The 12,844-nt window shown below is 72.0% G+C and carries 11 protein-coding genes; 2 read left to right on the top strand and 9 right to left on the bottom strand.

Annotated elements, in window-relative coordinates:
* The first annotated feature begins 153 nt into the window (after positions 1–153).
* On the top strand, positions 154–747 hold the full coding sequence (locus ACFY3I_RS16450; protein WP_390861130.1) for a TetR/AcrR family transcriptional regulator: 594 nt from the start codon (positions 154–156) through the stop codon (positions 745–747).
* On the opposite strand, the gene ACFY3I_RS16455 is transcribed toward ACFY3I_RS16450, so the two are convergent.
* The 6 genes from ACFY3I_RS16455 to ACFY3I_RS16480 all read right to left on the bottom strand — a co-directional run bounded on the left by ACFY3I_RS16455 (position 748) and on the right by ACFY3I_RS16480 (position 8,255).
* Positions 748–1,809, bottom strand: a complete 1,062-nt coding sequence (locus tag ACFY3I_RS16455; protein WP_390861131.1) for a LuxR C-terminal-related transcriptional regulator — start codon at positions 1,807–1,809, stop codon at positions 748–750.
* A 161-nt stretch (positions 1,810–1,970) separates the two neighbouring features.
* A complete protein-coding gene (locus ACFY3I_RS16460; protein WP_390861132.1) occupies positions 1,971–4,616 on the bottom strand; it encodes a carboxypeptidase regulatory-like domain-containing protein in 2,646 nt (881 codons plus the stop codon).
* Positions 4,617–5,001: 385 nt separating this feature from the next.
* On the bottom strand, positions 5,002–5,664 hold the full coding sequence (locus ACFY3I_RS16465) for a hypothetical protein (protein ID WP_390861133.1): 663 nt from the start codon (positions 5,662–5,664) through the stop codon (positions 5,002–5,004).
* A 244-nt stretch (positions 5,665–5,908) separates the two neighbouring features.
* A complete protein-coding gene (locus tag ACFY3I_RS16470) occupies positions 5,909–6,151 on the bottom strand; it encodes a non-oxidative hydroxyarylic acid decarboxylases subunit D (protein WP_390861134.1) in 243 nt (80 codons plus the stop codon).
* A 56-nt stretch (positions 6,152–6,207) separates the two neighbouring features.
* Positions 6,208–7,632 carry a non-oxidative hydroxyarylic acid decarboxylases subunit C gene (locus ACFY3I_RS16475; RefSeq protein WP_390861135.1) on the bottom strand — a complete coding sequence of 475 codons (1,425 nt, stop codon included), beginning with the start codon at positions 7,630–7,632 and terminating at the stop codon, positions 6,208–6,210.
* 32 nt (positions 7,633–7,664) lie between these two features.
* A complete protein-coding gene (locus tag ACFY3I_RS16480; protein ID WP_390861136.1) occupies positions 7,665–8,255 on the bottom strand; it encodes a non-oxidative hydroxyarylic acid decarboxylases subunit B in 591 nt (196 codons plus the stop codon).
* A 160-nt stretch (positions 8,256–8,415) separates the two neighbouring features.
* Between ACFY3I_RS16480 and ACFY3I_RS16485 the strand changes: the two genes are divergently transcribed.
* Entirely contained in the window at positions 8,416–9,345 is a 930-nt protein-coding gene (locus ACFY3I_RS16485; protein WP_390861137.1) for a helix-turn-helix domain-containing protein, read from the top strand.
* A gap of 271 nt (positions 9,346–9,616) precedes the next feature.
* Here ACFY3I_RS16485 and ACFY3I_RS16490 read toward each other — a convergent pair whose 3' ends face one another.
* The 3 genes from ACFY3I_RS16490 to ACFY3I_RS16500 all read right to left on the bottom strand — a co-directional run bounded on the left by ACFY3I_RS16490 (position 9,617) and on the right by ACFY3I_RS16500 (position 12,812).
* Positions 9,617–10,846, bottom strand: coding sequence for a DUF6236 family protein (locus ACFY3I_RS16490; RefSeq protein WP_390861138.1), 1,230 nt, complete (start codon positions 10,844–10,846; stop codon positions 9,617–9,619).
* 177 nt (positions 10,847–11,023) lie between these two features.
* On the bottom strand, positions 11,024–11,971 hold the full coding sequence (locus ACFY3I_RS16495; RefSeq protein WP_390861139.1) for an ornithine cyclodeaminase family protein: 948 nt from the start codon (positions 11,969–11,971) through the stop codon (positions 11,024–11,026).
* An 88-nt stretch (positions 11,972–12,059) separates the two neighbouring features.
* A complete protein-coding gene (locus tag ACFY3I_RS16500) occupies positions 12,060–12,812 on the bottom strand; it encodes an SDR family oxidoreductase (protein WP_390861140.1) in 753 nt (250 codons plus the stop codon).
* Between the last annotated feature and the right edge of the window lie 32 nt (positions 12,813–12,844).

Consider the following 12,844-nt stretch of genomic DNA (forward strand, 5'->3'; position numbering starts at 1 on the left):
TCGAATGACCGGTCCGGCCGGGGTGCCCGGGCTGCTGTTCCACGCCGGCCACCCCATTTCCGTACCGTTCGATACCGAATAACGACGGCACCCCGCGGCCTATTTCCGTACCGGCCGGTTAATATTTACGGGAGGACGGAGAGCGGAGTGCGGATGGCGGAGCGGGGCAGGCCCAGGGGCTTCGACGCCGACGCGGCGCTGGACCGCGCGGTCGAGGTCTTCTGGCGCCAGGGATACGAGGGCGCGTCGCTGAGCGATCTCACCGAGGCCATGGGCATCAACCGGACCAGCATGTACGCGGCCTACGGCAACAAGGAGGAGCTGTTCCGCCGGGCGGTGGCGCGGTACGCCGAGGCCGACATGGCCTATGCCCGCGACGCGCTCACCAAGCCCACCGCGTACACCGTCATCGAGGCCTTCCTGCGGGCCAACGCGGACGCGCTCACCCAGGCCGACCGCCCGCCCGGATGCCTGTCGGTGCAGGGCGGTCTCGCCGAGGGCGGTGACAACGGCCACATCGCCGGATTCCTCGCCGAGAGCCGTCTCGCCGGAGAGCGGGCGCTGGCCGACCGGCTCGCGCGCGCCGTCGCGGAGGGCGACCTGCCCGCGGGCACCGATCCGCTCGCGCTGGCCCGCTACGTCATGGTCGTCAGCGAGGGCAACGCCGTCCACGCGGCAGCGGGCGTGGGACGTGCGGCACTGCACGCCACCGTGGACATCGCGCTGCGCGCCGTCCCCGGCCGATGATCACTCGGACGGCACCGGCACCGGCACCGGCTCCGGCTCCGGTACCGGCACCGCGGAGCCCCGTCCGAGCCAGCCCTGCTCCGTCGCCAGCAACGCGATCTGGAAACGTGTCCTCGCCCCCAGGGCGCTGCCCGCCGCGCTGACGTGCTTCTGGACCGTGCGGCGGCTGATCCCCAACACCCGAGCTATGGTGTCGTCCTTCATGCCCGTCGCCATCAGCCGCAGCACCTCCCGCGTCCGCGTGTCGACCGGCGTCACCCGGGTGCTGCGCTCGGCCGCCTGCCGCTCCAGGCGGGTTTCCAGCGAAGCGGGCATCGCCCGCTCCCACACCATCTCGAACAACGACACCAGGGCGGCCACCAGCGCGGGTGAGTGGACGATCAGAGTTCCCGTCAGCGGGTGATCGACGCGGGCCGGCAGCAACGCCGCCCGCCGGTCGACCACCACGAGTTTGGTCGGCAGGTGGGACGCGAGGCGCAGTTCACCGCCGTCGGCCGTTCCCCGCAACGCCGTCTCCAGCGACAACGCGTCGCTGAATCCGCCCGTCTCGTACACCGAGCGAAGACTCACTCCGGCCCCCACGGCGGGCTCGTCCCCGGGATCGCCGTGAGCTGTGACATAGGGCGGCTTCGCCAGGTGCAGGACCTCGAGCGCGCTGTCCCGCAGCAGCCCGGTGTAGCGCGCCGCCACCTCGGACTCGTCCGTGAGCAGTTCCACGAGGTGGGCCGAGCGCGGGCCCGAGGCCGCGTCGTACGCCGCGTAGATCTGTTCCGCCAGCTCCTCCGCGCGGGCCAGCTCACTGCGCCGGCGTGCGAGCAACGTCCCCACCGACACGCGCGGCGGGCTTGCCACCCACCGCTCCGGCCGGTCACCGGTGCGTACCGCCAGAGCGCGTTCCTCGAGTCGCCGCAACGCCTGCTCGGTCTGCGCCACCGACACCCCGGCCGCCTCGGACAGCGCCCGCGCGCTCGTCGCCGGCAGGCCTACCAACTGCTCCAGCACCCTTCCTTCGAGCACCCCGAGTCCGATGCCCGCCCAGGAGCTGTCCGACGTGACATCCATACGGTGTGACACTCCCGCGTACCGGGACCCGGGACCTGCCCGGGTCGTAGTCCTTGCCCTTGTCCTTGTGTGGAACCGGCACGATGGTAGATCGTCCTGCCGGGGCGCGCGGCGGCACGACGACCGGCCGGTCGTCGTGCCGCCACTGAGCCGTCCTGCGGTCAACCCCGGCTCGTCAGCCGGAAGTTCCTCCGGCCGACCTGGTCGCCGTGGACCACGACCGTGCGGGTCCGGGTCACGTGACCGGCGTCGGCGGCGGTGAGGACGTGCCTGCCCGTCCCCGCCAGGAACAGGGTGTACAGACCGTCACCCACGGCCGGGTCCTCCGGTGTGGCGGCGGTGACCGCGCCGCTGTCCGGAGCGGAGGTGTCGGCGACCGTGGCACCGACGAGCCCGGTCCCGGAGCCCGCCTCACGGACGGTTCCGACGGCCAGGCCGCCAGGGACCGCCTTCAGCAGCCGGGTCTGCACGTCGACGTCGTCGATCGCCCAGTAGTACCCCCAGTCCGCCACGAAGTGGAAGCGCAGCCGGACGGAGTGGCTGCCGGCGAACTGCCGCAGCGGGACGTGGACGGTCAGGTGGTCCTCCGAGCCGCTCACCTTCGGCCCGGCCCAGACGTTCACCCAGGTACCGCCACCGTCCGTGCTGGCGTCCACCGTCATGTGCTGCTGCGTGAGGTTGGCCAGGTACGCGGTCCTGAAGCTTAGTTCGGCCGACTGGGCCTGTGACAGGTCGTAGGCGGGTGAGACGAGTTCGCTGTTCTGGTGGGGTCCGAACGGTCCCTGGTCGCTCTCCACGACGGCGAAGGCGCCGCTGCCGCCGGTGGAGTTCCCGCGCTGGATCGGATCGTCGAACTGCCATCCGTTCGTGGTGCCGGACGCGTTGGCCACGGACCAGCCGGCAGGCGGGGCGGCGGTCGGGGCGAACGCCTCGGTGTGGTCGGTGCGTCGGGGTGTGTAGCCGACGGCGGTGGTGGCGTCCGGGTCGGCCGTCAGGGCCATGTCGGCCTTGGTGTTCCGGTGGCCCACGGTGACCGCCCGGGTCACCGGTTCGTAGCCGGGCAGGGCGGCGGTGACGTCGAGCCGGTAGTCGGCTCCCTCGGGCAGCGCGATGTCGTAGGCGCCGGTCGCGGGGTCGGTCCACACGGGCGTCTCGGGCGAGCCTTCGACCGAGAGCCGGGCGTACAGCGGCCAGCCGTGACCCGAACCGTCCCGCACGGTTCCGCGGACCTTGACGCGCGGGATCGGCCGGAGGGAGAAGTCGCGGTTCAGGGTGTGGTTCTCGGTGATGTCGAGAGCGGGAGACGTGGTGGTGCGGTAGCCGAACCGCGTCACGGTCAGGCCGTCGGTGCGGCCGGCGGGCAGGTTCAGGGTGTACGAGCCGTCGGAAAGGGTCGTGGTGACGTCGAGTCCCGCACCCACGGTGGCTCCGGCCACCGGCCTGCCGGTCTTCGTGTCCCTCACGACACCGGCGAGGGTGCCGCTCGGCCCGTCGCGGAAGGCGGCGAGGCCGTTCGGGGTGCCCAGCCCGGTGGGGCCGTCGTACCCGGGGCCCGCCACGCAGAGGTAGGAGATGTCGCAGGTGCCGTTCGACCCGGAGGTGACGTCGTTCAGGCCCGTGTCGCCCGCCGCGTACGGGTAGGCGTTGGGCTGGGTGCCGGGGCGTGGCGGTCCCGCCAGGGCGTAGACGCCCGCGATCACGGGGGTGGAGACGCTGGTTCCGCCGTAGCGCTGCCAGCCCACCCCCTTCGAGCCGAACGTCGAGTAGACGGCAACGTTGTCGGCGACCGCCGAGACGTCGGCGACGCTACGGCCGGCGCACCCGGTGTCCTTCTGGAAGGCGGGCTTCACCTGCCGCGTCGCGCATCCGGAGCCCGGGCCGAAGTTGTCCCGCTGCCAGACGGTCTCGGACCAGCCGCGCGGACTGGCGGGGTCGGCGACCAGGTCCGTGCCGCCCACCGCGGTGACCGTGGGCAGGGTGGAGGGGAAGGAGACCCCGTAGCGGTAGTCGCCGCTGGCCGCGACCACGGCGACACCGGGATGGTCGTAGGAGGAGCCGTATTGCGGCTGGTCGGTGTCGGAGTCGCCCGGTCTGCCGTAGGAGTTGGAGACGTACCGGGCGCCGAGGGCGACGGCTCTGTCCACTCCGGCCGCGAGCCGGTCGAGACCGTCGTTGTCCGTCTCCACGAGCAGGATGTGTGCCTGCGGTGCCGCGGCGGACACCATGTCGAGGTCGAGGGCTATCTCGCCCGCCCAACCTTCGCTGGACGTCGGATAGTCGGTGCCGCCCCGCTGGTCGACCTTGGTGAAGCAGCCGTTCTCGGTGGTGCAGGGCGGCAGACCGTACTGGGCGCGGTAGACGGCGAGATCCTTCTCGGCGTTCGGGTTGTCGTACGCGTCCACGATCGCGACGGTCTGCCCGGCGCCGCCGTCCGCCGGCAGGTTGTAGGCGCTCTGGATGTCCTGGGGGCTCAGCCCCGCGGGCTGCTGGACCGCACCGACACGTGTCGTCGGCGTCGGGTCGGCGGCACGCAGGGCGTAGCAGGTCGCGTGCCCCGGGGCAGGGGTGCCGCACACGGGGGAGAGGTCCGGGTCGACGGGGCCTGCGCCGTCACCGGTCGTACGGAGCTTCGTCGGGGAGGCCGTGCTCGAAGCGGCGGCCGCACGGGGGCTGTCGGCGATGCCCGCCGCGCGGGCGGAGGGCTGGAAACCGAGCAGGACCGCCACGGTGATGCCCAGGGCCACGGCGCCGCGGCGGAGGACCTGAGGAGTGGGCGGCCCGTTGGTCGCGCTCTTGGATATGGTCACGTAATACCCGTCAAGACATGGCCCGGTAAAGGGCAGTTAATAGGGCGCTGCGCATGTGTCATGCGCAGCGCCCTATTAGCTGTCGCCGTCGGTGCGGCTGTCAATGCATTCCCTGTTACGTGTTCATTTTCCGAATGCTTCGGGCTGCGGAAAGCGGACGAAGTGACGCTTGCGGCTTCCGGTGACACGCGTCCGCCTGGGGTTTCATCGGATTGATGCCTTTTCTGACGTCCCCGGACACGGCGGCGTTCACCGGGTTCTCACTTGTGCACTCGCACTTATCCGCATTGTCCTGCTCGTTGCGGCAGCCGTTTTGCAGGTCGCATAATCGGCCTGTCCATCGGGGTGGAAACCCGCAATACCAGGGTCCCTTTTCGATTCCGGCTCACCGGGTCACCGGCGTCCCGGCCGGAGCGGGTCGGGTGCCGCTGCGGTAGGCGGAGATGCCGAGCGCCAGCAGCCAGTAGCTGAGGAACGCGCCCATCAGCGCGGTGGTGCCCCAGCCGTTGGCCGCGTAGAAGTGCGCGGGGGTGTTGCCGAAGAACAGCGACGGCACGAACACCAGGTTGAGGCCGGCCAGTACGTAGGCCGACCGGCCGGTCCAGCGGGGCAGCAGCCCCGTGCGCGAGACGACGAAGCCCACGGCGGTGAGGAACAGCGCCAGCAGCAGGCGCGAGATCGACCCGTACAGGATGTAGGTGCCGCTGACCGCGATGGTCGGATCGACGGGGTGGTCGGCGGCGATGACGGCACCCGCCTCCAGACCGCTGGAGACCAGCGTGACCGTCGCGTAGACCAACCCGGCGGCGAACGCGACGGAGCCGGCCCACTCATGGGCCGGGCTCACCTGCCGGACCAGCTCCCGCCAGGCGGTCACGAACACGATCAGGCAGGCGAGGGCGACGATCCCGATCAGCAGCCTGCCCAGCACGTTCGCGTCCGGCGGCGGGCCCGAGTAGACGAAGTACAGGGGTACTTCGATGATGAAGGCGGCCGCGGCGGCGATACCCGCGACGCCGGTGAAGCGCCGCGCGAAGGTTTCCGTCATGAGTGTCCCCCGGGTCGGTGTGGTGGATGCGCCGGCGGCCTGTGCGCCGACGCCGTCCAGCCTGCCGCGCCCGGGGGCCGTGGTCGCTGGGCCTGGACACCGAACGAGGGGTGGTCCCAACACCACCACGATGGGGCGGCGTCGGTGCCCCGGGGACGTGGTGCCCGTTCGCCGGAGTGCGTCCGCGGGCGAGCGGACATCGCGCCGGGCCCGGGGAGAGCGAGGCGCAGGCCCGCCGGCCGGGTCAGCCGCGGGAGCGCAGGGGCGGTACGGGCGGGACCTCGGCCGTGTTCCGGATGTCCTCGGGCGTCAGCCGGAACTCCGCGGGATAGTCGGCACGGCGGGTCCGACGGGTGGGTTCGGCGGTGCGCCACATGTAGAGGCACAGTCCGCACCGCAGAACCTCCCACACGCCCGGGACGGGTGAGGCGAAGACGTGCTCGACGGTCGGGTGCGCACAGCGGGGGCAGATCGGGGAGTCGGTCATGGTGGCACTTCCATTCCGTTGGTCGGGGCCGTTGCGCGGGGCGGAGCCGACGGGTGTCAGCGTGCGGCGGCGATCCGCCGCAGCCGGTCGAGCCAGGCCTCGGTCTCCTGCAGGTCGCGGACCGGGGTGCCGTAGTGGCCGCGCCGGTCCGGGGCGGCGGGTGTGGTGGCGTCGATGATCAGCTTGTCGACCATGCCGTGGACGTCGGCCTGCGGGGCGAGTTCCACGACGGACAGGTCGGGGATCCTGATCAGATCGCGGGCCGGGTTCATCTTCGTCGACAGCGCCCACATCACCTGTGGCAGGTTGAACGGGTCGACGTCCTCGTCCACGACGATGACCGTCGCCGCGTAGCCGAGACCGTGCGGTGTCGTCAGCACGCGCATGCCGACCGCCCTCGCGAAGCCGCCGTAGCGCCTGCGGGTGGAGACGATGACCACCAGGCCGTGCGTGTACATGGCGTTCACGGCCCGGACCTCGGGGAAGTCCTTCGTCAGTTGCTGGTGGATCGGCACACAGGTGTTGGCCGCCATCAGGTAGTCGATCTCGGTCCACGGCTTGCCGAGGTACAGGTGCTCGAAGACCGGGTGGGTCCGGTGGGAGATCCGGTCGACGCGCACGACGGGCAGGCCGCGCCCGCCGGAGTAGTGCCCGGTGAACTCGCCGAAGGGGCCCTCGATCTCCCGCCTGCGGCCCTCGACCACACCCTCGATGACGACCTCGCTGCCCCAGGGCACCGGCAGCCCGGTCAGCGGGGCCCGCGTGATCGGGGCCGGGGCGCCCCGGAGCGCGCCCGCCATCTCGTACTCGTTCTCGTCGTACTTCATCGGGGTCGAGGCGACGATGGAGACGACCGGATCGTTGCCGATCGTGATGGCGACGGGCAGGTCCTCGCCGCGTTCCTCCGCCGCGCGCAGCTGCAGGGCGAGGTCGTGCACGGGCACCGGCTGCATGGCGAGCCTGCGCGCCCCCTTGACCTCCATGCGGTAGATGCCGACGTTCTGCTTCCCGCTGTTCCCGGGATCGTCCGGGTCCCGGGAGACGACCGCCGCCTTGTCGATGTAGAAGCCGCCGTCCCCGTCGTTGAGGCGGATCAGCGGCAGCACCCGGAAGATGTCGACGTCCTCGCCCTCCAGGGTGTTCTCCGCCCACGGCGGGTCGTCCCGCCACTCGGGTGCCACCGGGAATCTCTCCCAGCGCCGGATGAACTCGGCCACCTGCTCCCGGGTGCCGGTCTCCTTCGGCAGCCCCAGTGCGAGGGCGTGGTTGGCCCACGAGCCGTGCACGTTCATCGCGATGCGGGCGTCGGTGAAGCCCGCGACGTTGTCGAAGTACAGCGCCGGGGCCGCTTCGCCCAGGCGGGTCACGGCGTTCGCGGCGGCGGCGATGTCGGGCTCGGGCATCACCTCCTCGGTCACGCGCAGGAGTTGGGCCTCCTTGTCGAGAGTGTCGAGGAAGCTGCGGAGGTCGTCGTAGGCCATGGCTGGTCCTTGGGTGGCGAAGTGGTGTGCGGTCAGACGGCGGGGCGTGCCGCGCGGGCGGCGCGGATCCCCGCCCATCGTTCGGCGGCGGGCGACGGCAGGCCGAACTGGTCGAGGATGCGGGTGGTGATGTGGCCGACGATGTCGTCGACCGTCCGCGGGTGGTGGTAGAAGGCGGGCACGGGCGGCATGATCGTCACGCCCATCCGGGACAGTGCCAGCATGTTCTCCAGGTGGATGTCGCTCAGCGGCGTCTCGCGTGCCACGAGGACGAGCCGGCCGCGTTCCTTCAGGACCACGTCGGCCGCCCGGCCCACCAGTCCCTCGGCGTATCCGGCGCGGATGCCCGCCAGGGTCTTCATGGAGCACGGCGCGACGACCATGCCGTCGGTGCGGAACGATCCCGAGGAGATCCGGGCGGCCTGGTCCTCGGGGGCGTACACCTCGTCGGCGAGGGCGGCGACCTCCCGCACGGTGCGTCCGGTCTCCAGCTCGATGGTGGCGCGCGCCCACCGGCTGAGCACCAGGTGGGTCTCGACCGAGGGCAGCTCGGCCAGTTGCTCCAACAGCCGGACGCCGAACACCGCACCGGTCGCACCTGTCATGCCTACTACCAACCGCACGCTCGTCTCCTTCGTCGGACGGTCCGCCGGCTCGTCTGCCCGGTCCGGGCACGCCTCGGGTTTGCGGGACGGAGCGCGGACTGTTTCAGACGCCGCGGTCTCGACGCGCTCCACGCTAGACACGAAGGGCGAGGGCAGAGCGTTATGCTGAAGACAGGCCATGGACAGAAACGGACACCGTGACGTCACCGAGGTGCCCTACATCCCCTCGGTCGGAGCTCCTCCCGGGGTGGAGGTGTTCGACTTCCGTGCCCTCGTCGAGCGGGCCGCGTCACATGACGTCGACCCGTACTCCCCGGTCCGGGTGGCGTTCCACGAACTGATCACGGTGCGCAGCGGTGTCCTGCGCTATGCGCTGGACTTCGCCGACGAGGAACTGTCCGAGGGTGCCTGGATGTGGGCCAGGCCCGGCCAGATCCACCAGTTCCGTTCCGACCTCACCGCCGCCGAGGGCGTCGTGATCATGGTCGATCCCGGCTTCGTGCGGGCCGCGACCGCCCAGGCCGCCGGACTCGACCGCTATCCCGGCCAGGGTCCGCTGGTGCCCGACGCCACTGCCGCGGCCGCCCTGCGCGACATCCTGGTCCCCCTGGAGAACGAGTTCCGAGCCACGCGCGATCTGCCGCTGGAGGTGCGGGTCGAAGTGCTCCGGCACCTGCTCGCCGCGCTGCTGCTCCGGCTGTCCGAGGTGCCCGGCGCCCGGGGGGACACCGCGGCCGGCGACGAGGTCTTCCGCAGGTTCCGGCAGGCCGTGGAGCGCGACTACACGCGCAACCATCGCGTGGAGGACTACGCGGCGGAGCTGAACTACAGCGTCCGTACCCTCACCCGGGCCACCCGGGCCGCCGCCGGCCGCGGCGCCAAGCGCTTCATCGACGACCGCGTCCTGCTGGAGGCCAGGCGTCTGCTGGTCCACACCGACCTGTCCGCCACGGCGGTCGGGGAGCGGCTGGGCTTCCCGGGAGCCACGGTCTTCACCAAGTTCTTCCGGCGGGGGGCGGGCATGACACCCGGCGCCTTCCGGGCCTCGGCGCGCGGCACGACCGCGCCCGGCCCCGCGAAGCCCGCGGCGGCCGGCCTCGACGGGTGACCGGCGAAGCCTGTGGCAGCCGGCCCTGACGGTGACCGGCGAAGCCCGTGGCGGTCGGCCCCGGCGGGTGGCCCGCGAAGCCCGTGGCGGCCGGCCCCCCACGGGTGACCGGCGAAGCCGGTGATCGCCCGCCCGGTGGATGACCCGGGGGAGGGCCGTGCGGCCGGTGCCGTGCGACGGTTGGCCCCGGCTGTCGGCCTGAGCGTCGATCACCGGCTCCGGTGGGCGAAGGCGGCGCCGGACGGGCGGTGGCCGAAGGGGGGCGGGCGGATCACCCGCGGCGCGTGAGGCGGTGCAGGAGGGAGGCCGGTTCGAGACCGCGTTCGACGGACAGGAGGTAGGCGGTCGGCGACTTCCTGAGCAGAGCGGCACGTTGCCCGGTTGCCGACCGGCCCAGCGCTCCGAGGGCGAAGGCGGCTCCCACCGTGGCGCCGAGGACCGGCTGACTGCCCAGCACGCCCAGAGCGCCGGCGCCGAACACGGCGGGCAGCTCGAACTTCAGGTTGGCGGCACTGAAGGCGGTGTCGACGTGCAGCCCGGTCATGGCGCGGCGCAGTTCTTCCAGGGGTCTCGCGAAGCGCTCTTCGATCTTCGCGGCCACCAGCAGTTCCCTGGCCTCCGGCAGGGTGTCGTCGGAGAGCTTCTCGGCGAGTTCGGCCACCGCGCCGGTGACCTCGGCGCTGAAGTTGTCGAACAGGTCCTGGTGCCTGCTCCGGATCCGGATGATCTTCTGGACCGGTACGTCCGCGAGACTGTCCGGAGTCACGATGCGGAGGGCGAGCAGCCCCACCCGGCGTGCGCCGTCGACTGCCGGCGGGGGCACGGAGCCTTCGAGAAGGGCCGAGGCGATTCCGTCGGCATCCCAGTCTCCGGGCGTCAGATGGGCGGCCGGCTGGTCGGTGACGGGACTGAAACCACCGGCGCTGGCACGGGCGATCTCCTCGACCAGGGCGCGCTTGTACACCCACGCGACGGCGGCGTCCATGGTCGTCCACGACGCCGACTTCTCCACGGCGAGCCCCGAACCGAGGAGAACCTCGCGCAGACCGTCGGTGAGCTCCCCGCGGTGAAGGTCGGCCAGTGCCCGGCCGCCGTCGGTCCGCCGCCAGGGCACGTCGGCCCGCAGCGACCACGGTCGGCGGATCGGCGCCCTCGACGGATCCGGGTGGCGGTCGGTCGACGGGCGGCCCTGGGCGTCCCCGGTCACCCGGTACCACCGTCCCAGGGCCGCCCCGTAACGTTCGAGCAGGTCCAGGAAGACAGGGGCCAGCCGTTCCGCGGGCCACGCCGTGTCGACCGGTACGACGAAGTCCAGTTCGTCCCGCAGGGCACGCAGCGTCGGCGAGTCGTTGACGCGGTAGCCGCTGGGCACCACATGGGCCAGCTTGGGCATGTACAACGCCGCGGTCTTGAGCCACTGCTCGTCGCGGACATGGACGTACGGGTAGTACAGACCGATGTGCTCGAGCACGGAATCCCCCCAGGCCGGTTCTGCGTCCATCCTCGCAGTGCCGCCCACCGCGCAGAAGGCGCGGCGCGAATTCGGGAGGGTCGGGGGGTTGTCGCGGTACGGACCGGGGCGGCGGGGCCGCGTCCACGGCCGACTCGGCGTCGCGGGCCCCGGGTCGAGCCTCGGTGGAGTCCCAGGAGGCCACGCCGTCCGCCCGGACGCGTGGGGTCAGGCGAGCAGGTCGATCGTCGTTCCGATGTCACGGCGTTCCGCCTGCCGGAAGGCGATCCAGGCCAGGGCGAGGTCCTGCCAGGGGAGTCCGACGGGCGCGTAGACCGAGCGGGCGGTCGCGTCGGGGCGTCCCGGATGGTCGCCGCGCAGAATCTCACCGAGTGTGGCCTCGGCGGCGGTGGCCGGAAGTCCCGCGGCCGCCAAGGCGCCCATGGCCACGGCGAGTTCCCGGTCGTCGACCACCAGGAGGGCGGATTCGAGCAGGTCGGCGGAGAGTTCCTGCTTGCCGGGCTCGTCGGATCCGAGGCTCGTGACGTGCTGCCCTGGCCGCGTGTCCGCCAGCCGCAGCAGCGGTACGCGCGACCAGGTGGCGAGCAGGACGATGTCGGCGGCCGCGGCCGCCTCCTCCACGGACGTCACGGCGCGGCCGTCGTGCCGGGAGGCGAAGTCGTCGGCGCGATCCGGATCCGAGTCGTGGACCAGGAGCTCGCGACGGCCTCGCAGCGTATCGAGGCCCCGCACCATGAGTTCGGCCTGCGCGCCGGCGCCGATCACTCCGACCACCGAGCCCCGCGCGGGCGCCGGACCGGCCAGCAGGTGGGTCGCGAGTGCCGCGGCCAGTCCGGTGCGCCACGCGGTGACGGTGGCGGAATCCATCAGCGCGAGAAGCTCACCGTCGTGACCGCTGTGCAGGCAGATCACCCCGCGCAGAGCGGGCCGGGCCGCCGGGAACTTGGCGTTGGCCTTCACCGTGTAGGCGTCGATGCCCGGCAGTACACCCGGGATCAGTGCGGTGGCCGTTCCCGGGAACGGCAGATCCGTGCGTATCCGCTGCCCGGCGATCGGGGAGGCGGCAGCGGCACGGAATCCGTCGCGCAGCGCGGCGATGCAGGACTTCGGCTCGAGCACGGCGTGCAGGTCGCTTCGAGTCAGTAGACGGGTCACCCAGTCATGATCTCTCACCGTCCCGGTCACGGCCGGGCCCGGCGTCGACGGTGTGCGACACCGGCGGCCTCACGACTGCCGTGTGCGGTCACCCTTCGACGGGGCTCCGGGTCGGGACCGCGGCGACCCTGAGGGGCTGGCCGCCGTCGACGGGCAGGCAGGTGCCGGTCAGGAAGGTGTTCGTCAGGGCGAAGAGGACCGCGTGGGCCACGTCCTCGGGGGTGCCGATGCGGCCCGTGGGGTTGCCCGCCGAGAGGCCCGCGAACAGTTCGGCCTTCTTCCGCTCGCCCAGGGGGTCCCACGCCCCGGTGTCGATGGTGCCGGGGGAGACGGCGTTGACGCGGATCGGCGCCAGTTCGACGGCCAGGGACCGGACGACGGTGTTGACGGCCCCGTTGGTCGCGGCGACGCCGAGGAAGCCGGGGTCCGGTTCGAGTGCGGCCACGCCGGAGAGCAGGACGAAGGAGCCGCCCGGCGGCATGGTGGGTGCGAAGTGCTTGGCGAGCATGATCGGGCCGACGACCTTGGTGTGGAACGACAGCAGGATCGCCTCGGGTTCGAGTTCGCCGACCAGTCCGCGGGCCCGAGCGGAGGCGGTGGACACCACGTGGTCCACGCCGCCCACCGCCCCCGCGAGGGCCTTGATCGATCCCTCGTCGGTCAGGTCGACGGTGGCGACGGTGGCGTCCGTGCCCGCGTAGCTGTCCTTGAGCGCCGCCCGGTCGCGGCCGGCGGCGATGACCCGGGCGCCTTCCGCGAGCACCGCTTCGCTCACGGCGCGGGCGATGCCGCTGCCGCGGCCCACCACGAGAACCGTCTTGTCCTTGAGGTCGGTGGACATGAGAACTCCTCGTTCGTCGATTGCCGGTGCGA

The sequence above is a fragment of the Streptomyces sp. NPDC001068 genome (genome assembly GCF_042897315.1).
Lineage (GTDB): Bacteria > Actinomycetota > Actinomycetes > Streptomycetales > Streptomycetaceae > Streptomyces.

Excerpts from the sequence above, each read along its gene's own strand:
- ACFY3I_RS16485 (WP_390861137.1), top strand. The coding sequence starts at position 8,416 with ATGGACAGAAACGGACACCGTGACGTCACCGAGGTGCCCTACATCCCC.
- ACFY3I_RS16465 (WP_390861133.1), bottom strand. The coding sequence starts at position 5,664 with ATGACGGAAACCTTCGCGCGGCGCTTCACCGGCGTCGCGGGTATCGCC.
- ACFY3I_RS16455 (WP_390861131.1), bottom strand. The coding sequence starts at position 1,809 with ATGGATGTCACGTCGGACAGCTCCTGGGCGGGCATCGGACTCGGGGTG.
- ACFY3I_RS16475 (WP_390861135.1), bottom strand. The coding sequence starts at position 7,632 with ATGGCCTACGACGACCTCCGCAGCTTCCTCGACACTCTCGACAAGGAG.
- ACFY3I_RS16470 (WP_390861134.1), bottom strand. The coding sequence starts at position 6,151 with ATGACCGACTCCCCGATCTGCCCCCGCTGTGCGCACCCGACCGTCGAG.
- ACFY3I_RS16450 (WP_390861130.1), top strand. The coding sequence starts at position 154 with ATGGCGGAGCGGGGCAGGCCCAGGGGCTTCGACGCCGACGCGGCGCTG.
- ACFY3I_RS16500 (WP_390861140.1), bottom strand. The coding sequence starts at position 12,812 with ATGTCCACCGACCTCAAGGACAAGACGGTTCTCGTGGTGGGCCGCGGC.
- ACFY3I_RS16490 (WP_390861138.1), bottom strand. The coding sequence starts at position 10,846 with ATGGACGCAGAACCGGCCTGGGGGGATTCCGTGCTCGAGCACATCGGT.